This window comes from Ruegeria arenilitoris, from assembly GCF_013030265.1.
GTDB lineage: Bacteria > Pseudomonadota > Alphaproteobacteria > Rhodobacterales > Rhodobacteraceae > Ruegeria > Ruegeria arenilitoris_E.
Genome location: NZ_WPZQ01000004.1, coordinates 241,973 through 264,259 on the forward strand (window position 1 = coordinate 241,973; position 22,287 = coordinate 264,259).

The 22,287-nt window shown below is 54.9% G+C and carries 21 protein-coding genes; 9 read left to right on the forward strand and 12 right to left on the reverse strand.

Annotated elements, in window-relative coordinates:
- The first annotated feature begins 49 nt into the window (after nucleotides 1-49).
- The 4 genes from GOX61_RS08845 (at nucleotide 50) to GOX61_RS08860 (ending at nucleotide 4,293) form a co-directional block, all read left to right on the forward strand.
- Complete coding sequence (locus GOX61_RS08845) at nucleotides 50-1,273, forward strand: cytochrome P450 (protein WP_170332959.1); 1,224 nt, start codon at nucleotides 50-52, stop codon at nucleotides 1,271-1,273.
- A gap of 288 nt (nucleotides 1,274-1,561) precedes the next feature.
- The gene (locus tag GOX61_RS08850; protein WP_217353806.1) at nucleotides 1,562-3,070 is read left to right on the forward strand and encodes a CHAD domain-containing protein; all 1,509 of its coding nucleotides are present in this window, start codon (nucleotides 1,562-1,564) and stop codon (nucleotides 3,068-3,070) included.
- Between the two features lie 3 nt (nucleotides 3,071-3,073).
- A complete protein-coding gene (locus tag GOX61_RS08855) occupies nucleotides 3,074-3,829 on the forward strand; it encodes a ParA family protein (protein WP_170332963.1) in 756 nt (251 codons plus the stop codon).
- The gene (locus tag GOX61_RS08860; protein ID WP_170332964.1) at nucleotides 3,826-4,293 is read left to right on the forward strand and encodes a CYTH domain-containing protein; all 468 of its coding nucleotides are present in this window, start codon (nucleotides 3,826-3,828) and stop codon (nucleotides 4,291-4,293) included. The genes GOX61_RS08855 and GOX61_RS08860 overlap by 4 nt, the downstream gene beginning before the upstream one ends.
- Here the strand turns inward: GOX61_RS08860 and GOX61_RS08865 are convergent.
- From GOX61_RS08865 to GOX61_RS08910, 10 genes are all read right to left on the reverse strand, one after another.
- A complete protein-coding gene (locus GOX61_RS08865) occupies nucleotides 4,290-5,660 on the reverse strand; it encodes a sensor histidine kinase (RefSeq protein WP_170332967.1) in 1,371 nt (456 codons plus the stop codon). The two genes, GOX61_RS08860 and GOX61_RS08865, sit on opposite strands and share 4 nt — an antisense overlap.
- Complete coding sequence (locus GOX61_RS08870) at nucleotides 5,653-6,333, reverse strand: response regulator transcription factor (protein WP_155143768.1); 681 nt, start codon at nucleotides 6,331-6,333, stop codon at nucleotides 5,653-5,655. The genes GOX61_RS08865 and GOX61_RS08870 overlap by 8 nt, the downstream gene beginning before the upstream one ends.
- A 167-nt stretch (nucleotides 6,334-6,500) precedes the next feature.
- The gene (locus GOX61_RS08875) at nucleotides 6,501-7,937 is read right to left on the reverse strand and encodes a Do family serine endopeptidase (RefSeq protein WP_170332969.1); all 1,437 of its coding nucleotides are present in this window, start codon (nucleotides 7,935-7,937) and stop codon (nucleotides 6,501-6,503) included.
- Between the two features lie 86 nt (nucleotides 7,938-8,023).
- On the reverse strand, nucleotides 8,024-8,404 hold the full coding sequence (locus GOX61_RS08880; protein WP_170332971.1) for a hypothetical protein: 381 nt from the start codon (nucleotides 8,402-8,404) through the stop codon (nucleotides 8,024-8,026).
- A 286-nt stretch (nucleotides 8,405-8,690) separates the two neighbouring features.
- Entirely contained in the window at nucleotides 8,691-9,296 is a 606-nt protein-coding gene (locus GOX61_RS08885; RefSeq protein ID WP_170332973.1) for a nucleotidyltransferase family protein, read from the reverse strand.
- Nucleotides 9,297-9,327: 31 nt separating this feature from the next.
- Nucleotides 9,328-11,745, reverse strand: coding sequence for a GcvT family protein (locus GOX61_RS08890; protein WP_170332975.1), 2,418 nt, complete (start codon nucleotides 11,743-11,745; stop codon nucleotides 9,328-9,330).
- Nucleotides 11,746-11,841: 96 nt separating this feature from the next.
- Nucleotides 11,842-13,149, reverse strand: coding sequence for an HlyC/CorC family transporter (locus GOX61_RS08895; protein WP_155143763.1), 1,308 nt, complete (start codon nucleotides 13,147-13,149; stop codon nucleotides 11,842-11,844).
- A gap of 63 nt (nucleotides 13,150-13,212) precedes the next feature.
- Nucleotides 13,213-14,169 carry a site-specific tyrosine recombinase XerD gene (locus tag GOX61_RS08900; protein ID WP_170332977.1) on the reverse strand — a complete coding sequence of 319 codons (957 nt, stop codon included), beginning with the start codon at nucleotides 14,167-14,169 and terminating at the stop codon, nucleotides 13,213-13,215.
- Nucleotides 14,170-14,171: 2 nt separating this feature from the next.
- A complete protein-coding gene (locus GOX61_RS08905) occupies nucleotides 14,172-15,698 on the reverse strand; it encodes a hypothetical protein (RefSeq protein WP_170332979.1) in 1,527 nt (508 codons plus the stop codon).
- Nucleotides 15,688-15,837, reverse strand: coding sequence for a hypothetical protein (locus tag GOX61_RS08910; RefSeq protein ID WP_170332981.1), 150 nt, complete (start codon nucleotides 15,835-15,837; stop codon nucleotides 15,688-15,690). The genes GOX61_RS08905 and GOX61_RS08910 overlap by 11 nt, the downstream gene beginning before the upstream one ends.
- A gap of 79 nt (nucleotides 15,838-15,916) precedes the next feature.
- Here GOX61_RS08910 and GOX61_RS08915 point away from each other — a divergent pair, with 79 nt between their 5' ends.
- Together GOX61_RS08915 and aroB are read left to right on the forward strand one after the other, a co-directional pair.
- On the forward strand, nucleotides 15,917-16,504 hold the full coding sequence (locus tag GOX61_RS08915) for a shikimate kinase (protein ID WP_155143760.1): 588 nt from the start codon (nucleotides 15,917-15,919) through the stop codon (nucleotides 16,502-16,504).
- On the forward strand, nucleotides 16,505-17,617 hold the full coding sequence (gene aroB, locus GOX61_RS08920; protein ID WP_170332983.1) for a 3-dehydroquinate synthase: 1,113 nt from the start codon (nucleotides 16,505-16,507) through the stop codon (nucleotides 17,615-17,617).
- A gap of 12 nt (nucleotides 17,618-17,629) precedes the next feature.
- Here aroB and GOX61_RS08925 read toward each other — a convergent pair whose 3' ends face one another.
- Both GOX61_RS08925 and ssb read right to left on the reverse strand, forming a co-directional pair.
- A complete protein-coding gene (locus GOX61_RS08925; protein ID WP_155143758.1) occupies nucleotides 17,630-18,700 on the reverse strand; it encodes a site-2 protease family protein in 1,071 nt (356 codons plus the stop codon).
- Between the two features lie 18 nt (nucleotides 18,701-18,718).
- A complete protein-coding gene (gene ssb / locus GOX61_RS08930; protein ID WP_155143756.1) occupies nucleotides 18,719-19,222 on the reverse strand; it encodes a single-stranded DNA-binding protein in 504 nt (167 codons plus the stop codon).
- Nucleotides 19,223-19,427: 205 nt separating this feature from the next.
- Here ssb and GOX61_RS08935 point away from each other — a divergent pair, with 205 nt between their 5' ends.
- From GOX61_RS08935 to GOX61_RS08945, 3 genes are all read left to right on the forward strand, one after another.
- A complete protein-coding gene (locus tag GOX61_RS08935) occupies nucleotides 19,428-20,006 on the forward strand; it encodes a lytic transglycosylase domain-containing protein (protein WP_155143754.1) in 579 nt (192 codons plus the stop codon).
- A gap of 97 nt (nucleotides 20,007-20,103) precedes the next feature.
- A complete protein-coding gene (locus GOX61_RS08940) occupies nucleotides 20,104-21,066 on the forward strand; it encodes a LuxR C-terminal-related transcriptional regulator (protein WP_170332985.1) in 963 nt (320 codons plus the stop codon).
- A gap of 130 nt (nucleotides 21,067-21,196) precedes the next feature.
- Complete coding sequence (locus GOX61_RS08945) at nucleotides 21,197-22,183, forward strand: MBL fold metallo-hydrolase (RefSeq protein WP_170332987.1); 987 nt, start codon at nucleotides 21,197-21,199, stop codon at nucleotides 22,181-22,183.
- Nucleotides 22,184-22,287: the final 104 nt, after the last annotated feature.

Consider the following 22,287-nt stretch of genomic DNA (forward strand, 5'->3'; position numbering starts at 1 on the left):
TTGTTTGCGCAATTTCATTACGCTACGCCTTGGGGTCAGGGAGACAGCCATGGATGATTTCAGCGCCACACTATCCGTTCGACATTTGGATTTGATGAATCCTCCTGACGGATTTGTGGACGAACCATTCCCATTTTATGATGCTCTGCTGTCCGATGCCCCGGTGTTACAGCAACCAGATGGATCGGTCCTGCTGTCACGCCATTCGGATCTGGACCGGATATATCGCGATACCACCCTGTATTCTTCGGACAAGAAGGCGGCGTTTGGTCCGAAATACGGTATCGGTTCGCCTCTGTTCGAGCATCACACCACTTCTCTGGTTTTCTCCGATCCGCCTTTACACACCCGGGTCCGAAAGATCATGACATCTGCGCTTACGCCGCGCGCGATCGCCAAGATGGAGCCCGGCCTGATCGACACCGTCGATATATTGTTGGATCGGATGGCGGGCAAAGGACATGTGGATCTGATCGAGGATTTTGCCTCAACCATTCCCATTCAGATCATTGGCAATCTGCTTGACGTTCCAATGGATGAGCGTGACCCGTTGCGCGACTGGTCACTTGCAATTCTGGGCGCTCTCGAACCTTCGTTGACCGAACAGCAAATGGCCACCGGCCATGCGGCTGTTACTGAGTTCAAGGAATATCTCAGTGATCTGGTTGCCCGCAGGCGAATGAAACCTGGTGACCCGGAGACAGATGTTCTGACCCGTCTGATCCGAGGGGAAGGGGAAGATGGGCAACTGAGTGAAATCGAGTTGCTACAGAACTGTATCTTCATCCTGAACGCCGGACACGAAACGACTACAAACCTGATTGGTAACGGTTTGGCATTGCTTAACGATTACCCGGAGCAGCGTCGGCGATTGTTGGATGATCCCGATCTGATCAACCCAGCGGTTGAAGAGATTCTTCGCTTTCGCTCGCCAAATCAGTTCGGCAATCGGGAAGCCACTGCCGATATCGAGTTGGATGGTTTGAATATACCGAAAGGAACCAACCTGCATCTCTGTATCGGCGCAGCAAACCGGGATCCCGCAGTCTTCGATGATCCGAAGAAATTTGACATATCACGTAAGCCCAATCGCCATCTGGCTTTTGCTGGGGGACCACATGTCTGTGTCGGCCTCACACTGGCGCGGCTTGAAGGGCGCGTTGCGTTGGGGCGGTTCCTACAGAGATATCCGGATTACAGGTTGCTGGATGAGCGCGTGGGAGGAGGACGGATCCGGTTTCGAGGCTATTCATCGCTGCCAGCAATCGTGTGAGTTGGTCGTGCGGGCTTGCGGGAACCATGGTGATGACGCTGGGTAAATCGGGGTTTTCCTTGATGGGTGTTGGGAAAAGCGGTTCCATGATTTTGTGAGGGTCGGATGACCATGACAAGGAAGCTGGAGCCAACTCGGACAAGAATGGAATCTCGTTTGTGCTGGATGGAAAACTCTGAAGACAATCCAGAGACGCGCCATCGAAGACGGGCCCGGTTTTCAAAGGAGCAGAGATCCGTTGATGGATGAGCATCTGAGTACTTTGGCGAAGGGCAGGTCATGACGAACATGTCGGGCAGAGTTTTTGTTATTCCCGGGACGTCTGATGCTGGTCAGTTGGGCAAGCTGGAAAAACTATCCGTCAAACTTGAGGCAAAAATCTCAGAGAGACCATTCAAACTTCTGGATTGCCATGATCAGTCGCTGCGTACCTCTGGACGGCTTCTGATCGAAACCAGTGGCTTGCTGCATCTGGTTCAGCGAGATGTCGGCGTTATTTCGCAAAAGGCCAAAGGGAATGGTAAGTTTACTCAGGAATTACCCGAAGGTCCTGTGCGCAGTGCATTGGCTAAATTCCCCAAATTACGAGCGTTAACAGTTCTGGGCGATGGTCGGGTAGAAACCCGCTCGCTCTCGGTATTGGATGAACTCCAAAAAACGCAAGTGCGTGGAACCGTTATGGCGCTCACCAGTACACAAGGTGCCGCTACGATCGTTTGGTTGCACCATCTGCGCGGATACGACCGGGCATACAGCAAAACCTGTGCGGCGATGTCAGAGCTTGGCCACGCTGATCGCGGTCTTGAACCACTGTTTCAGACACTTTTCCCTGATCTTGAGCGATATCAGGCCAAACCGCATATCCCGCTGGGCCACGAAGAACACGCAATTGAAGCGGCTGGCGATATCATTCGGACCTTCCTGCACGTTGCCCGGCAGAACGAAGAAGGGGTTATCGCGGATATCGACACTGAATTTCTGCATGATTACCGCGTCTCACTACGACGAATTCGGTCAGTACTCAGCTTGTTCAAAGGTGTATTCTCAGAAGAGCAGACCGCAGAGTTGAAACGCACGTTTTCTGATCTGATGGCACCTACCGGTCGCTTGCGCGATCTGGATGTATATCTTCTGGATAAAGAGATTTATTTCAGCATGTTGCCGACCTCTCTTCACGTCGGTGTGCAGAAGATGATGGATCAGTTTGAGCGAGAGCGAACCCAGGAACTATCACGCTTGTCCCGCAGGTTTCGAAGCAAATCTTATGTCGAAACGATGGATGCGCTAGCTGAGCAGTTTCAGGGTCTTTCTGATCTGCAGGCTGGTCCGAATGCAGACCGTGGTGCCTACGAATATGCATGTGCTCTGATCTGGAAACGGTATCGCAAGGTCTGCAAACTTGCCCGCAGCATTACCGCCGATACCCCGGACGAAGCAGTTCATGAACTGCGCATCGATTGTAAAAAGCTACGTTATCTGATGGAGTTTTTTGCGCCTTTGTTTGATGCGAGAGCTTTCAAAACGATCATCAAGCCATTGAAAAAGCTTCAGGATAATCTCGGGCTCTTCAATGACTATTCTGTGCAGCAAGAAGCTTTGTTGGAATTCGCCGATCAAAGAAGCAACGCAACCGCACGGATAGATGCCGAATTGGGGATGGCCGTTGGCGGGCTGATTGCAGGGTTGGACCAAAGGCAAAAAGCTGAACGTGACCGCGTGATTTCGAATTTCGAACACTTTGACGGACCGCAAATTCGAGACCTGTTCCGCAGTTTGTTTCATGCGTCGGGGGATTAAGGAATGAAGATCATTGCCTGCTACAGCAACAAGGGCGGTGTCGGCAAAACCGCCACTTCGGTCAATTTGGCCTACGAGTTTGCGCAAGCCGGGCAACGCGTGTTGTTGTGCGATTTGGATCCGCAGGGGGCCTCGGGGTTCTACTTACGGATCAAGCCATCGAAAAAGCTGACTGAGGCACGGTTCTTCGAGGATGTGAAACGCTTTACCAAAGCGATCCGGGCAAGTGATTTTGAAGGTTTGGACGTACTTCCAGCCAATCTAACGTTTCGTGATTTCGACGTGTTTCTGTCCCGAATGCGGAACAAACGATCACGGTTGAAGAAGGCTCTGCAATCAGTTGGTGGCGATTATGATGTGATCGTTCTGGATTGTCCTCCGAACTTCTCGACACTGTCTGAGAACATTTTCAAGGCTGCGGATATGATCGTTGTGCCGGTTATCCCCAGTACTCTTTCAGAGCGTACATTCGAACAGTTGGTTGGATTCTTTGATGAAAACCGGTTGCCTAAAAAGAAGCTACGCGCGTTTTTCTCAATGGTCCAACGACGCAAAACCATGCATCTGGACACGATGAAGGCTATGCGAAAACTCTATCGAAAGAGATTCCTAAAAACCTGCGTGCCGTTTGCTGCAGATATTGAGCGGATGGGGCAGTACCGGGCTCCGGTGTGCACATTTGCCGGGCGCAGTCCTGCAGCGAAGGCCTACAGATCGCTGTTCAACGAACTCGAGAATGGATTGGTGTCTGCCAAATGAGCAAGGAAATCGAACGCAAATTCCTCGTATCTGAATTGCCAGATTTGAACGAGGCCAAGAAAGCAGTTGTGAGGCAAGGTTACCTGACTGCGCCCGAGGATTCGACAGAGCTGCGCCTGCGCCAAAAGAACGACAGCTTTTTTCTAACCCTCAAAGGCAGTGGTGGCTTGGTTCGTGTCGAGCGTGAAGCCGAAATCTCGGAACAGCAATTTGGGACGTTTTGGCCCGAGACTGAGGGGCGTCGGGTCGAGAAGGAGCGTTTCACGGGCAGACTGCCCGGTGGTCTGAGCTTTGAACTAGATGTGTTTCAGGGAGATCTGTCACCGCTGCGCTTGGTTGAAGTCGAGTTTGCCTCGGAAACTGAGGCGCATGAATTTGTTCCGCCCGAGTGGTTCGGCGAGGATGTCACCGAAGACAAACGCTATAAGAACAAAAACATGGCGATCAATGGTATCCCTTCCTAGGATCGCCGTGCCAGCTTCAAAGTTGTTTCCAAGCCCGGATCCCGGTTGCGTGCAAGGAATGTTCCTCCATGCATGTGGGAAATCGCAGCGACCAGCGCCAGACCAAGGCCTGAATTGCGCTCGGTTCGTGCCGGGTCAAGCGTGACAAAGGGCAACTGCAGTCGGGCCAGATCAGCCTCTGGCACGCCGGGGCCACGATCACGCACGCTAAGCAGTGCAAAGGGTCCTTCCTGACCAATTTCAATTGTAATCGCAGTACCTTGCGGGGCATAACGCATAGCGTTTTCTAGCAGGTTTGAAAGCGCCTGTGACAGCAAAGGCCGATGCCCCTGGATAGGTTTCGCTGTGCCTGTGACTTCAAGCTCGATACCCTGATCAGCAGCGACCGGCTCGTAGAGTTCAACAACATCACCAACGAGCTGCTGCAGATCAACCTGTTCGAACTGCTCACGCCCGAGGCCTGCTTCGGCACGTGAAATATCAGTCAACTGGCTGAGTACTTTCAATACATGGTCGATTTCTCCGGTTGCCCGGGCAACGTCGATTTCTCGGTCCAGATCGGACTTTTCGGGATCGCACAGTGTTTCCACTCGTTGCCGCAATCTGGACAGGGGTGAGCGCAAGTCATGTGCAATCGAATTTGAGGTCGTCCGAAGGTTGCTGACCAACTCCTCTATCCGATCCAGCATGTTGTTCAGAGTGCCCGCGACCTGATCGAACTCGTCACCGGAGCCTCGTTGTTGCATCCGCTGAGTGAGGTCGCCCGAAACGATATGATCCGCAGTATCTGCAATGTCCTTGAGGCGCGAGAAAACCAGTCGGGTCAGCAGCCAGCCGGTCAACATGCTTAAGGCTAATGCAATGGCCAGCGCCAGGGCGACCGAGTGGAATAGAACCCGGTCGAATTGTTGACGGGCGAGGGCATCGCGACCAACCAACAGCCGCTCACCACCTGGCAATCTGATCGATGCGGCAGATATCGGGACATATTGTTCGTCTTCGGCCTTTCGAAGCTCAAGATCGACCCAACCGCTACCTGCTGCGATCCCTTCCGGCCACTGCCGCAGATTGCCCGCCAGTTTGGTTCCGAAACGATCCGTCAGCAGATAAAGCGCGTCACGTTCGGACGCAGATGGAATGCGCCGCTCAATGGCATTCATAAGCCCAAGCAATCCGCGTCTTTCGTATTCATCTGCAAGGCCGGTGAGTTCAGCGGACACAACTGAGCGCGTTTCACCTTCGATGGTCCGGTTGGCCGTGACATAAACCAATGCCAGCACAGCGGCAGTCAGCATGGTGCTGAGCACCATGCTTGCCAGAACCAACCGCGTTCGAGAATTGTTGAACGACAGTCGTAGGTTAGCCATCAGATACCATGTATCCGGCACCGCGTACGGTTTCGATCAAGGGTTCTGCACCCCCTTCATCAAGCTGCCTGCGTAGCTTGGAAATATGTACATCGACAACATTGGTATTGGGATCGAAATGGTAGTCCCAGACGCCTTCAAGCAACATGGTGCGTGAGATTACTCGGTTTTTGCGACGCAGGAAAAACTCAAGGATCTGAAACTCGCGCGGTGTCAGCGTAATGTCGCGACCGCCACGTGTTACTTTGCGGGTCAGCAGATCCATTTCGAGGTCCTTGCAGGTCAGGGTAGGGGTCTCCTCTGATTCCTGTGGTCGCCTTAACAGCGCCTCGATCCGCGCGTGTAATTCCTGAAACGAAAAGGGCTTGACCAGATAGTCATCTGCACCACCGCGCAGGCCTTTGACCCGCTCATCGACCGCACTCATCGCGGTCAGCATCAGCACAGGAGTGTTCAGACCCGCGGCCCGCATGGACTTGATCATCGACAGGCCGTCCAGTCCGGGCAGCATCCGGTCCAGTACGACTGCATCGAAACCGCCATCCGTCGCATGGTACAGACCTTCGCGGCCATCGGCTGCGGTTTCGACAACGTAACCTTCTTCGCCAAACCCTTTGGCAATGAAGTCGCGTGTGTCGGTATCATCTTCGACGATCAGGAGGCGTCTGCTCATTGTAGGGTTTCCTTTCAATCACGATATAAGCACGGATATAGATTTAAAAAAACATGCCGGGTGCGGTTTACGCACCCGGCCGTCCCGACAGCACGTGGACAAATCGTGTCAGCCAGGAATAGCGCGTGCCAGATATCCCCATCATGTGGCTCGCGCAGGGTTTCAGATCAGGCAATCTCGACCGCAACGAAAATCTGATTTCCACCACGATTAATCAGCACCAGAGCCGGATCCGTTTTCTCGCTTTCCAGCGCAGCTTTCAGATCATCCGGTGTCACGGTCTCCAGTTCCCCCAGTTTGACGATCACATCGCCACGCTGCAGGCCTGCTTTGGCGGCAGGGCTATCCGGTTTCAATCCAGTCACGACGACGCCATCAACGTTCTCACCAACGCCCATTTCGGCGCGCGCGGTCTCAGTCAACGGTGCGACCGTCACGCCTAGCGACGTACCGGCGACCTTGTCATCTACAGTGACATCTGCCTCGGCTGAGGCCGCCTGATGCTGACCGATGGTCAGTTCAAGCTGCTCTTCCTGGCCGTTGCGCAGGACGGTGATCACGCTATCAGTGCCCACTTTGGTCGTGCCGACCAAGATTGGCAGATCGCTACTGGAATCAACGGCTTCGTCGTTGAATGTCAGGATCACGTCACCTTGCTGCAGAACACCGTCCGCTGGGCTACCGCTGACAATGTCTGACACGAGCGCGCCGGTTGCAGTATCGATACCCATAGCCGCAGCCAGTTCGGGGCTGACGTTCTGGATCGATACACCCAGCCAGCCTCGGCTGACCTGACCATCATCGCGCAAGTCGGCGGTGATGTGATCGACGATATTCGAGGTTACGGCAAAGCCGAGGCCCACGGATCCGCCGCTTGGCGAGTAGATCGCTGAGTTTACGCCAACAACCTCACCTTCCATGTTGAAAAGCGGGCCACCCGAGTTGCCTTTGTTGATGGCGGCATCGGTTTGGATAAACTCGGCATAAGGGCCTTCGGAAATGTTGCGACCCTTGGCCGATACAATACCAGTTGTGACTGTAGCGTTCAGGCCAAAAGGGTTACCGATTGCGACAACATCTTCGCCCACGCGAATAACGTCGCTGTCACCCAGTTTCACCGGCTGCAGTGCTTCGCCGGCGTCAATCTTGAGCACGGCGATATCAGTCAGCGGGTCGGTGCCGACGATTTCGGCCTCGAACGAACGATCGTCGCTGAGACGAACCGTGATGGTGCTGGCGTTATCTACGACGTGGTGGTTGGTGACGATATAACCGTCTTCATCGAGAACAAAGCCCGAGCCCAGACCTTGGCTTGGGCCACGGTCAGGCATCTTGAAGCCTTCTGGCCCACCAAAGCGTTTGAAGAACTCACCGAAAGGGTGGCCTTCGAAATCGAATTCCTGTCCCTGAGCCGGGACGGGGGCAGCGTCCTGTACTGCGACGATGGTCACGACCGAAGGCGATACGGTTTCGACCAGATCGGCCAGAGCTTCGTCTGCCAATGAAGGTATTGCTGTCCCGGCAAGCAAAGCTGCGCCCAGTGCACTGGCACCGATCCAGTTTGTTGTACGAGGATAAAGGCGAGAGGATTTGCGAATGCTCATTCTGATTATGTCTCCTGTATACGGCACGCTTGCGTACGCGCGTTGAAACAAGAGATGGCGCATCAGCCTGAGCGTTTTCTGACTGATCAATTAATAAATCTTAATTTTGCCTTATTCCCGATGTTGTATGCCGCCGAACCGTCCGTTGAAACGAAGGAATCGGCTGGCGAAAGACGTCCACGAATCGGTGGATTGTTGCCGGAATCGCGGTCAAAGGGTGAAAAGGGTTGAATTGAATCATTTTTGTTAACAAAAAATCCGGCGCCTTTTCGCTTGATAATTCGATCTTCCTTGGGTTGCGGGCAGAGTGACAAATTGGCCGTCAAATGGCCCTTAGGTCTCTGTTGAATTGTCATATTTGAGAATATGTCTGCTGTAACCTCTGTTTCTGTGCAAGTTGCCGTTACGTGAAGATCAACCAGGGGTTGAAATTCGCGTTCTGCGTTGTTGCGCAAAAACCATTCCAAATGTCACAAAATTAACCGTTTCTTCCAATTTTACATTGTTTGGAACGACCTGATCGGTGACGATGAACTTGCCCAAGTGAGGGGGAACCCAAAGGCACAAGGGGGTGCTGAAGGGTTTATCTCAGTCACCGGAAGCGCTGAGCGGCATGTTAACGAGGGGGTCTTGTTTCGGTTCGGCAGCGGAATAGTCGGCGTCTTATGACGACCAGACTGCGCTTTCGGTGTTGGTGAAAGTGGTAGTCCTACAATTTGGGCAACCGGCCCGGTCGATAACGACCGGGCCGCGTTACGTTTGGGACCTTCTTTGCGTAAGCCAGCTTGCCCAGTCTTCGGGCGTATCAAGATCCAGCAACGCATTATCGGCGGGAAGCCGATGCAAATGCACCTTGTCTGCGTGCTGGCGAACCACAGATTGTGCGCCGGTGTCTCCAGTCAGGTTCGATAGCTGGTCGAACAGGGAACGGTCGAAAATGACTGGATGACCAGGCTTTCCGGTTTCAGTGGCCCCACGCCAGACCAGATTGTCCGGGTTGGCCTCAACCGAGGCCGAGACGGATTGCAGGTCGCTGATTGTTAGTTCAGGCAAATCGGCAAGCAAAACCATCACCGCGCGTGCATCTGCGGGAATGTGTTTCAACGCCCCTCGGAGGCTGGCATTCATCCCTTCAGTCGCGTCAGGGATTTCAACCTTTTGCACATCTAACCCATCAAGAGCCCTGTAGCGCGGGTGTGGGGCCGGGGGCAGGGCTGCATACACTGGGGCAGCTGCCAGCGCTGTCATTGCTGAGCGGCGCAATAGCGGGATGCTTTCAACAAGCTGCATCAGCTTATCCGCACCGCCCATACGGTTGGATTGACCGGCAGCCAACAAAATGATGGGTATCTTCTTCATCCCGCCACCTTGCCGCCACCGGCAAGCAGTGTCACCCCCGCATACGTTCCCCGTCCGGGTCAAACAAAGGGGTGGAGATCACATGTGCCTTTCGCATTTGGCCCAGTATCTCGATTTCCACTTCCAACCCGTCCGTAATCCGGTCAGATGGCAAGAATCCCATTGCGATAGATTTCTCTGCAAAGTGTGAATATCCGCCCGAGGTACAGAAACCGACGACGGCGCCGTCCAACCAGATCGGCTCATAAGCATTCACATCGGCATCATCCGCGTCGACCTCAAATGCCACCAGCTTGCGCTGGGTGCCGTCGGTGCGTTCTGCTTCGGCTGCTGAGCGGCCTATGAAGTCAGTGTTTTTGGAGAACGAAATGAACCTGTCCAGCCCGGTTTCCGCGGCCGTGTAGTCAGAAGAAAACTCCCTCATCCACGAACCAAAGAACCTGTCGAGCCGCAGGCTCATCATCGCGCGCATGCCGAAGGGAACCATGCCATGCGGTTCACCGGCTTGCCAAAGCGTATGCCAGAGTTGCCGCTGCGCCATCGGATCGCAGTAGATTTCATACCCCAGATCACCGGTGTAGCTGACCTTTTGGACAATGCACTCGTTCATACCGACAGTCATGCGGCGTACATCCAGAAACTTGAGGCTCGAGACATCATCCCGTGTACATGCCGCCAGAACCTTAGCGGCAAGCGGGCCTGCAATCTGGAAACCGTTCCTTCTGTCGCTGATGTTTTCGACTGACACGCCGGCTTCCTGATGTTGCAGGAACCAGCGCATGTGGAAGGCTTGGCTGCCATACGATGCGGTCAGTTGGAACTCGGTCTCGCTCAGGCATGAGACGGTGAAGTCTCCGATGAGTTTTCCTTTGGGTGACAGCATGGGTGTCAGGGTCAGGCGACCGGGTTTGGGGATGCGACCTGCCATGACCCGATCCAGCCAAGCGCGCGCGCCTGCGCCAGTTACGAGGTATTTTCCAAAGTTGTGGACTTCGTTGATACCAACACCCTCGCGCACGGCGCGCACCTCACGCCCTGTGGCGTCAAATGCGTCCGAGCGACGGAATGAGGGTGTTTCATATGTGGGCTCATCGCCTTTTGCGAAGTAATTTGGAACCTCAAGCCCATATTGCTGTCCCCAGACAGCACCAAGGTCTGTGAAAATATCATACATCGGCGTTGTGCGGTTGGGCCGCGCGGCGGGCAGTTCCTCGTTCGGATAAGCCACACTGAAACGTTTCTGATAGTTCTCAATCACTTTGGGGCGTGTATAGCCGGGGCTGATCCAGTCGCCAAAGCGCGCCACGTCCATGGCAAAGACGTCTCGTTCGGGTTCACCCTCGATCATCCACTGTGCCAGCGTCAGACCAACGCCACCGCCTTGACTGAACCCTGCCATCACACCGCATGCAGACCAGTAGTTCCGAACGCCGGGTACGGGGCCAACCAGCGGGTTTCCATCAGGTGCAAAGGTAAAGGGTCCGTGGATAACCGATTTGACGCCAGCCTCGGCCAGAACGGGGAACCGTTTATACGCAAATTCGATGCTATCGGTGATCTTGTCATAGTCATCCGGCAACAGTTCGTGCCCGAAATCCCACGGTGTGCCGTCGACTGCCCAAGGTTTACAGGGTTGTTCATAGAACCCGATACACAGACCGCGACCCTCCTGACGCAGATAGCTTTCGCCAGCCGGGTCCATAACGTGCGGGTGTTCACCACCGGCATCGATGATTGCCTCGATTTGAGGGATCGAATCCGTGACGAGATATTGGTGCTCCATTGGGTGCAGTGGGAAATAGATACCGGCCATTGCGCCGACCTCACGCGCCCACAGGCCCCCTGCGTTCACGATATGCTCGGCATGGATCGTACCTTTGTCGGTAACCACATCCCAGGTTCCATCTGGACGCTGATTGGTTTCGCGCACCATGCAGTGGGTCTCGATCGTCGCGCCGCCCATACGCGCTGCTTTGGCATAAGCATGCGTCGTACCCGAGGGGTCGAGATGCCCGTCCAGCGGGTCGTACAGTGCCCCAATGATGCCGTCGGTGTTGGTGATCGGGGCGATCTTCTTGATTTCTTCCGGACCAACAATCTCGGTCTCAAGCCCCATGAAGCGATGCTTGGCGCGCTCCGCCAATAACATGTCGAACCGATCCTGATTGTCGGCCAGCGTGACGCCACCCACGTGATGCAGCCCGCACGACATACCGGTGATTTCTTCCAGCTCTTTGTAGAGACGGATCGTGTAGCCCTGCAGCGCAGCCATGTTGGTGTCGCCGTTCAGCGTGTGAAAGCCACCGGCAGCATGCCAGGTTGAACCACTGGTCAGCTCCGAACGCTCGAGCAGCATCACATCCGACCAGCCCAGCTTGGTCAGATGGTATAGTACAGAACAGCCGACTACACCGCCGCCAATGACAACAACCTGACACGAGCTTTTCATTCACACCTCCTTGTTTGAAGCGAAGGTGCGTGGCAGTGCGATATCTATCTGTCGAAAAAACGACCGACTGTGTCGTTTTCAACATTCGGCGTTGAGTCAGAGGGGTCTGACCTTCAAACCCGTGATACGGTTTCCTTCGCGGGCAGTGACCTCAAAACGAAAGCCGTGGAACGAAAACACTTGTCCAACAATCGGGATCATCTGCGCTTCGTGAATAACGAGACCCGCAAGCGTATTTGCCTCTTCATCCGGCAGTGACCAGTCCAGCGCGCGGTTCGCGTCCCGGATAGTCATGGCACCTTCAACAAGAAACTGACCATCCTCGGTGCGGGTCACCGGGACCTCTTCGTCGATGTCGAATTCGTCAGCAATCTCACCCACGATCTCTTCTAGAATGTCCTCTAGCGTGATCAAGCCGCGCAGCGAGCCGTACTCATCCACCACAAGGGCGAAGTGGCTGTGCATGCGCAGGAACTCTCTCATCTGATCGTCGAGGGTCGTGGTTTCGGGCACAAAATAAGGATCATTCGCAACTTTCGAGATGTCGAACGAGCGCAGCTTCTCTGTATCGCCATCGGCACCACCGACCTGAGCGTACATTGCGCGAAACAAATCCTTGGCATGGACCACTCCGACAATGTTCTCGGGCTCATCTCGAAAGACGGGCAGGCGCGTATGCGGGCTTTCCAGACATTGTTTCAGGATCGCTTCGGGTTCGGCATCGGCGTCGATCATTTCGATGTTTGAGCGGTGAAGCATGATTTCCTCGACCGCGCGGTCACCAAGGTCCAGTGCACCAAGGATACGGTCACGGTCCTCTTTTTCAACGACACCTTCAGAGTGGCCCAGTTGCAGGGCACCAGCGATTTCTTCACGCACCGCAAGGATGTTGCTGTCCGGGTCGATTTTCACCCCGAACAGGCGCAGTACGCCACGCACCAACAGTCGTACAGCCGCAACGACCGGGGAAAACACTGTTACGACAACGCTTATGACCGGGGCAACAGCCGCAGCAGCCTTTTCCGCGTTCGTAATGGCATATGTCTTGGGCAGGACTTCAGCGAAGATCAGAACCAGCAGGGTCATCACCAAAGTCGCAAGCGCCACACCGCTTTCGCCGAACAAGCGCGTAAACAAAGCTGTCGCCAGCGACGCCGCCAGGATGTTGACGAGGTTGTTGCCCAGAAGGACAGACCCAATGAGGCGCTCGTTGTCGTCGGTGATGTCGAGCGCTTTTTGTGCCCCCCGCGATCCCTTGTCTGCCTGTGCCCGAAGCTTGCCGCGAGAAGACGCGGTAAGCGCAGTTTCTGAGCCTGAGAAGAAGCCCGACAGCACGAGCAATAGTAAGATAGAGCCGGTCGTAATCCAGAAGGCACCATCAATCAGAGAAGGGTTGGGTTCCATCGTTCCTTGAATATTAGTGTTGTTGCATCCGTTATGGGGCCGCGGCCCCGCCCAATCAAGGGGTTAGCCCTTGTTCTTCTCATCGTCCTTAGCCAACGGATGATGCTGAATGACCAGTTCGGACAGACGTTCATCCAGAACATGCGTATATATTTCGGTTGTTGCCACGTCGGCATGGCCAAGCAGCGTCTGGATCGAGCGCAGATCAGCGCCATTTGCCAACAGATGCGTCGCAAAAGCGTGGCGCAGCGTATGCGGGGTGACCTTTTCGGGTGAAACACCGCCGTGAACCGCCAGCTCTTTCACAAGAAGAAAGAACCTGTGCCGCGTGAGATGGCCTGATTTCCCGCGCGAAGGAAATAGAAAACGGGATCGCTGTCCACCTTTGGAGACAGTTGCTTCCTCAGCCTCATCCCGAACTTTTAGCCACGCCGCCAACGCATCGCGAGCGGGTGGGGACAGCGGCACCATCCGCTCTTTTCCACCTTTGCCCAAAACCAGCAACATCCGTGGGTCACCACGCGCAGATGAAACCGGCAGCGATACCAGTTCAGTGACGCGCATCCCGGTCGCGTAGAGGACTTCCATCAAGCACGTGTTTCGTATCTTGTCTGCCGTGCTTCGGCCTGTCTGTCGTGCTGCATCCAGCAAACGATCCACTTCAACAACATCCAGAGTTTTGGGTAGCCGCTTTTGGCGGCCTGGACCTTTTATCTGGATTGCGGGATTGGTGTCGCGCCAACCTTCTTCAAAGGCAAAGCGATAGAGTTGTTTGATGGCCGAAAGACGCCGCGCACGCGTAGACCGTGACAGCCCCTGCGCATCACAATCAATCAGATAACCTTCGATCTGATCGCGGTCAGCCTCAGCAAAGCCAGATTTATGACGTTCCAGCCAAGATGAGAAATCCTTGAGGTCGCGACCATAGGCCAGCAGGGTATTGGTCGCAGCGCCAAGCTCTGCCGCCTGCGCCTCCAGAAACGTTGAAATCCAAAGGTCTTGCGTCGCTGGCGCAGTCATACTCATGTACCCTGCAGGATCATAAGCTGAAGCGCTGCCCGTCTTGCTGTATCCTCGAGCCCAACGCGACGGAATGCTGCGATGGCAGCTGTCAGGTCTACCAAATTGCCACGCGCGCCATGCGCAAACAGGTGCATCGCCTCCAGAATGGCTTCGCCAAGCTGACCATTGTCCAGCATTGCATTGATATCTGATGGAACGGGTGCGGCCCAGACAAACCCTTCAGAAATGGCATCTGCGAGTGGGGATGGGGAGGGCGCACGTCCCGGATCACCTTGTGCTAGTGCGGCCAAATACTGATTTTCTTGTGAATTGTCCGGAACCTTTAGCGCTGCATTCTCATAAAGCTCGGATAGCAGCAGAATTCTCCAACGAAGATTTTCAGCTGAGGCTGTCGGTAGTTTAATGTTGACCAGACGCGCTGCAAACAGTTCGGCGAAAGGCACCTCAAGGCCGACGCTTCGCATTTGTTCCCAGACGACCGGAAGTGTTTTGGCGATGGCTTCGGAATTACGTGTTTCCAGCGCGGTTTCAAATCGCTGAACTGCAGCGACCCGATCCCAAACTGCCCCCGACGCTGCCGGAGACCTTTCGGTGTAGAGGCCCAGCAATTGATTAGGGGTCAGTGCCCCAATGCGCGTCAAACGCTCTGCAGCTTCGATCTGGGCTTTCCAGCCCGCGACATCGCGCAGATCGGCGTTTGCGAAGGCCCGAGGCAACGGGGCGCTCGGCAACCGTTCACCAATCGCTTCGAAAAGGCGAAAGGTCAGGGGATCCGGGTTGTCGGGTTGGGGAAGATACGCTGCCCCTTCAAACATCTCAGGGCTGAGAAAACGATCCATAAGATCGAGTTGTTCCGGGGACATCACCTGCAATGCGTGCGCAGCTTCGAGCGTCAGTGCAGCCGAGGACCAGTCACCTCTACGAGCCTTGCAGAAAATCTGTGCCGAGTAGTCGCGCGACAGATGAGGTTGGGCGATCAATGCCGTACAGCTGCGATCCTCGTCACCTGTAAGCAGCGTCGCATCGAACCAGCGTTTGAAGCGTTCTGGCGTGTCGGTTGGTCCGGCCAATTGAACAAGCGATTGAACCGGATCCGAAGCCCCAAGTTGCATGAGCCGATCGAGCCTCGCCATCAGAAGCACGTCTTGCTTGCCCGTGCCGGTGGGCGCGCGCGCCTCAGAAAGCAGCAGCGTGAACAACAGCTTTTGCATAGCTGGATTGGCTTTGACCGGGACACGCTTGATCAACTCGGCGAGGCGTTCCGGATCACTGCCCTGCCATAGATCAACAGGAAGACCGGTTACCGATGAAGACACAAGGCCAAGCGGTGGTGAAAGAGCCTCGAGAGGTGTGACCTGAACATCCGGCTGCAACCCGGTCTGGGTCACCGGTGGTTCCAACAAGACGGTGCCCGGAAGGTTCTCGGGTGGGTTGTCCAGCCAGTCGATGACGGAAAGTGGTTCCTGCGTCTGGGCCTGAGCTGTTCCTGCCAGAACAAGCGCAAGCAGCGCGGCTCTAGTCAACATTCAGGATAACCGGTTCTCGGATTTCACTTTGAGGCGCAGAGAAATCTGCGCCAAAGAATGGCCCGACATAAGCATACGCCACCAGCCCGATGAAGCCGAGGCAAATAAGGTATATCAGGAACTTGATCAGACGGCCCATGGTTTAACGCTGCCTCAATTTTCGCTTTTGCCCAAGTTATAACTGGCATTTTTCCCAAGATCACGTCATTCACGGTGAAATGAGCGAAATTAAGCATAACACGTCAAATCCGGGCAACGCGCAGAGCTTTGATCTGCACAAAACCGTTGTTTTGGTTGGTATGATGGGCGCTGGTAAGACAGCGGTGGGGCGTGCTTTGGCTGCGCGGCTGTCGGTTCCGTTTCTGGACAGCGACGCCGAGATCGAATCGGCGGCCAACATGACGATCCCGGAGATATTTGAACGCGACGGCGAACCGTTTTTTCGCTCGAAAGAGAGTCAGGTCATCGGCAGGTTATTGGACGAAGAAAAAGGTATCCTGTCCACCGGTGGCGGCGCCTTTTTATCCGGCGAAAACCGCCAGATGATTTCAGACCGAGGTGTTTCCGTCTGGTTGCGTGCGGATCTGGAAGTGTTGTGGGGCCGGGTAAGGCATAAGGATACGCGGCCGCTGCTGCGTACCTCAGACCCCCATGCGACCTTGCGCGCGTTGTACGAGGCGCGTGTTCCGATTTATGCCCAGGCTGATCTTGTGGCGGACTCGGACGCTGAGACAGCGATTGAGGATATGGTGGATCGTGTATTGGCCGAACTGGCAACGCGTCCCGATGTTTTGGAACAGAAGTAAATGCATCAGACTGTTTTCGTAGACCTGGGTGATCGATCCTACAATGTTGAGATTGGTCCTGATCTGCTGGCTCAGGCGGGCGCACGGATCGCACCGCTGCTTCCGCGCCCAAGGGTTGCGGTTCTGACAGATGAAACGGTTGCGTCCATTCATCTTGAGGGGTTGCGGTCTGGTTTGGCTGCATCTGGCATCGAAATGACAGCGCTTGCTCTGCCCGCGGGGGAGGCAACCAAAAGCTGGCCGCATTTTGAACGCGCCGTCGAGTGGTTGTTGGCGGAAAAGATCGAACGTCGTGATGTAGTGGTGGCCTTTGGCGGCGGCGTCATCGGTGATCTGGCGGGTTTCGCTGCAGCCGTTCTGCGGCGCGGAGTGAGGTTTGTCCAGATCCCGACCTCGTTGCTGGCGCAGGTGGACAGTTCAGTTGGCGGAAAGACAGGAATAAACGCACCTCAAGGCAAGAACCTGATTGGCGCTTTTCATCAACCTACACTGGTTCTGGCAGACACCTCTGTATTGGGTACGCTGACGGCGCGGGACTTTTTGGCAGGCTACGGCGAGGTCGTGAAATATGGTCTGCTGGGTGACGCATCCTTCTTTGAATGGTTGGAAGAGAATGGAGCGGCATTGTCATCCGGAGATATGGCGGCGCGCGTCCAGGCCGTAACGCGTTCAGTACAGATGAAAGCGGATATCGTATCCCGTGATGAGACCGAGCAGGGTGATCGGGCTCTGCTGAATCTGGGACATACATTCTGTCATGCGCTCGAGGCTGCGACGGGTTATTCGGATCGACTGCTGCATGGAGAAGGGGTCGCGATTGGCTGCGCGCTGGCTTTTGAGCTCTCAGCCCGTTTGGGCCTGTGCTCGCAAGAAGATCCCAGCCGAGTGCGCGCGCATCTACGCGCGATGGGTATGAAAACCGATCTGGCGGACATCCCGGGTGACCTACCTGGGGCGGAGGCTTTGGTTGAATTGATGGGTCAGGACAAAAAGGTCGTGGACGGTCAGTTGCGCTTTATTCTGGCGCGTGGAATTGGCAACGCTTTTGTAACCTCTGATGTCCCGCGCGAAGCCGTCTTGTCTGTGCTTGAGGATGCGTTGGCAACCTGCTGATAAATAGAGGAATCAGCGCCCTCTGATAACCATCAACTCGCCGATATTCTCGCGGGTAATATAACCGATCATTCGACCGCCTTCGGTACATACAGCTATGGCAGGTGCCCCGTGGTGTAGTTTGTCCAGAACTGTTTCCAATCCACTAGTCAGCAAAACGCGGGGGATGTCTGTGTCCATGACAGAAGTTGCGGGATCAGATCGGGGGTGATCGCTTGCCAGCGCAGCAAACAGGCGCTCACGCGTTACAAACCCCAGCAAGCTGCCATCAGTCTCCAGAACTGGAAACTCATGCTGCGTCGTGTGGATTACGGCTTGAGCCGTGGTGTTGAGTGTATCGTTTGGCGACAGTGACTGAAATTCAGTAATCATCGCATCGCGGGCCAATACACGCCGCGCGATCGAACGCATGGCGACATCCTGACTTTCTGCATTGGCTGCGATGAAGACAAATACAGCAATCAGAACAAGGATCGGATTGCCCGAGGTCAGCCCCAGAAAGCCCAGCCCAACCGCAACCATCTGGCCGCCCAGAGCCGCTACGCGAGTGGCTTTGACCCGATCCATTTTCAGGCACAGCAAAGCGCGAAAAACGCGACCACCATCCATCGGAAACGCGGGGATCATGTTAAACACGGCAAGGAACAAATTGACGTAGGCCAATCGGCTGAGAAGATCGGATTGTGCCGAGTCGATTTGTGTCAGTGTTTCGATCTGCATTCTGGCGCCGAGGATCAAAAGCACCACCCAGATCACGATGTTTACAGCGGGTCCGGCAAGCGCTACCAGAACTTCTTGCATCGGTTTTTCCGGCATACGTTCCAGCCGGGCAAGACCGCCAATTGGCAACAGCGTGATATCCGGTGTTCGAATGCCATACCGCCGCGCCATGAGCGCATGACCGAATTCATGCGCAACGACGCAGGCAAAAAGCGCCAGAACAAACAGTAGGTTGTCGATGGCTGCGGGCCATCCCCCATTGGAATAGGCCGCGAATCCGACCCAAGCCAACAGTAGGAAGAACGTGACATGGACCCTCAGCTCTGAGCCGAGCAAGCGGCCAACCGGGAAGGACCATGTCATCTTTGTTCTCCGTTTTGCTTAGAACGGAATCTCGTCGTCGTCGATCCCGCCTGATGCTGGTGCCGGTGAACCGGAAGGTGCACCGTACGGATCTCCATATCCGCCGCCGGCCTGACCACCGCCGTAGCCGCCTGCCTGGCCGCCACCGTAGCCTCCGCCGCCGCCTTCACCGCGGGCATCCAGCATTACGAGGGTAGAGCCAAACCCTTGCAAAACAACCTCAGTCGAATAGCGATCCTGCCCCGATTGATCCTGCCACTTTCGGGTCTGCAGCTGCCCTTCAAGATAAACCTTGGAACCTTTGCGCAGATACTGTTCAGCTACGCGTACGAGACCCTCATTGAAAATGGCGACCGAGTGCCATTCGGTACGTTCACGGCGTTCACCCGTGTTGCGGTCTTTCCATGTTTCCGAGGTGGCAATACGCAGGTTGCAGACCTTGCCGCCGTTCTGAAATGTCCTCACCTCGGGATCACGGCCGAGATTGCCGACCAGAATGACCTTGTTGACTGAACCTGCCATATGTTTCCCCGTGCATTGGTAATTTGGTTGCGCCCGAATCTGGGCGGTGTTCATCCGTGACCCTATACGGCCTGCGTCTTGGTTAAAACAGAGTTCATCATGCAGCGGTTTGACAGGAATTCTTGTGGTTCTTTTAACCAAGCTTTCATTTCTGACTGGAATACCTATAATCCGTCTGATTGCTGAACGAGCGGGATTGGCTTTAATGCGTTTTCTGGTTGGTGGTTTCTCGATTTTTTGCCTCGCTTTGGCATCTGCACCTGTGCAGGCTGATGTGCTGTCCACAAAGAACCGGAAAGACATCTTCCTCAAGCAAGCCAAGATTCTGGATACACGCGCGGCCACTCAGTACCGCGATTCCGACAGGCTTAAGCCGAAAACCGCGCAGGGCAAATTCAGCAAGCGTTATACCGGAAAGTACCGTGGCGAATATCTGGCCATGGCCCGGCAAGCTGCCCGTTTGCACAGCGTGCCTGAGGAACTGTTCCTCAGACTGGTTCAACAGGAAAGTGGCTGGAATCCACACGCAAAGTCTCATAAAGGTGCGCTGGGTCTCGCTCAGCTTATGCCTCAGACCGCGCAGCTGTTGGGTGTGAACCCACATGACCCAAAGCAGAACCTGGAAGGGGGCGCGCGGTATTTGTCCTGGCAGTATCGCAAGTTCAAATCCTGGCGTCTTGCGCTGGCTGCCTATAACGCAGGGCCAAAGGCCGTAGAAAAGCATGGCGGCGTTCCGCCATATGCGGAAACCCAGAACTATGTGAAAGTGATCTGGGGCGGCTAAGTTCGGCGCGCTGCACTGCAGAGAGCCTGTTTCTTGATTGGCCACCATTCGGCGCATTAACCTGATTTGGTAATCCCAAATGACGGTGACTTTGCCGATGACACGCGACCGCCCGGAGATTCCACCGGATACTATGGCCAATTGGCAAAAGCTGGTTGATCTGGTCTCGCAGCTTGCTGATGTGCCAGCCAGCCTGATCATGAAAACGGACGCGCCTGATCATGCGGTTCTGATTACTTCCGATCATCCGGAAAACCCCTACCCGGTGGGTATGAACTTTCGTTTGAACCCCAAGCTTTATTGTCAGGGTGTGCTGGAGCGCAATGGCGAGTTGGTGGTTGAAGATGCACAATGCGATCCGGTGTGGAGTGATAATGAGGATCTGGAGCATGGCATGTCGTTCTACATCGGGTTTCCCCTGAAATGGCCCGATGGCACGGTATTCGGAACCATCTGTGTTCTGGATCGACACCGCAACCGACGCGCTCTTTTGTTCCGAGAGGGGCTTGCCCAGTTCGCACGCATGGTCGAGTCAGATTTGGCTTTGATACAAGAGGTTTACTTGCGCAGAGCGCTCGAAGAGAAACTCAACGAGACGCTTATGCATCTGGAAAATCGTGTTCAGGCCAGGACGCGGGAGTTGCAGGAAACCAATACGGCTCTTCGCGTGTTGCTAACCAGTCTCGATGATGATCGGAAGGACCGGGATCAGGATATCGTAGAGCGTGTGCGCTCGATGGTGCTGCCTTATCTCGACAAACTGCGCGGGCAGTTGGTCGAAGGGGAGGCATCTCATGCTTATCTGGATCTGGCCGAGAGCAATCTAAGGGACATCACCTCGATGATGTCAGACAAACTGTCCGATGCGTTCGCGATGATGACACCAACCGAGATCGAAATTGCGCAGCTGGTTATGTCTGGCAAAACAACGAAAGACATCGCGCGGGCGATGTCACGGGAAACTTCGACCATCGATTTTCACCGCAACAACATTCGGCGAAAATTGGGGCTGGAAGGGCGCGATCAGAATCTTCGCAGCCATCTGCTCTCGATTTCGTGAACACGGAATATGGGGTTTTCCCCCATATTTCCCCCTGATTTTTCTGGCCTGAGCCAAGCGACCAACGATTGCTACCTTGAAATTGGTGGTACGGAACAAACCCGTGCCTGTCCAATACGGAGGTACAATAATGGATCGAAACGATCTGAAGCCCACAATTCTTAACGGCAATCGCGACTCTCTGGCCCCGGGTCTTTCGCGACGCTCATTCTTTATGGCAGCTGGTGCAGCAGGTGTCGGGGCAGGGGCGTCTTTGCTTGGCAGCAAGCCCGCAGAAGCGCAATCACAAGCGTGGCTGCAACCCGGTAACAACAACCATGTGATCGATCTGCAGGGCTCAACCGGACAGGCAAGCAGTGGAACGGTCGGGATCGACTATTACGGCCACTGCGCTATCAAGATCACGTCACCCAATGGTGCCACGGTTCTGTTTGATCCCTGGAGGGATGATCCGTCGGGGGCTTGGGGGCTGTGGTTCAGAAATGAGTTCCCTCAGATCCCTGTCGATATCACGATGTCCACTCACGCTCACTTTGATCACGATGCTATCGAGCGTCCCAGCTCGACGATGGTGCTGGATAGAATGGCAGGGAATTTTGAGTTCGCGGATCTGAAGATCACTGGATTTGCAGACAAACACGCCTGTGTCGCACCGGGCTGGTATGACTGGACCAATGCGCTGGCCGAATTTGGAGTTGAGGCCTGCCCGCCGAACAACGTCGGTCATATGGATATGGTCGTTTACCTGGTGGAGACAGGTGGCATCCGAACCCTGATCTGGGGTGACAATCGACATAACCCGCCACAAGAATTCTGGGATGCGATTGGCCAAGTGGATGTTCTGACCCTGCCTGTAGATGGCTCGCAACACATTTTGAGCTATGAGCAAGGCAATGATATCGTTGCGAAACTGAAGCCGAAGATAATCATCCCCACACATTATCTGAATGACGTGACTTCTTACACGCTGACGACTTTGCAATCCGCTGATGAATGGGTGAAGGGGCAGTCGAGTTACAAGATGCTTGATAGCGCCAGTCTGAGCCTGAATGCCGACGAGATTTCAGGAATGTCTGAAGAATACATGTATTTCGGTAACAACGTCCTGACCGCTTAAGCAGTCCCACCAAGACGCCACTCACGATCAGTTTGTGCGGATGAGTTTAGCCTCCCCCCAATTGGAAGAACTCAGCACAAAAAAAGGGGCCGGTTCAGACCGGC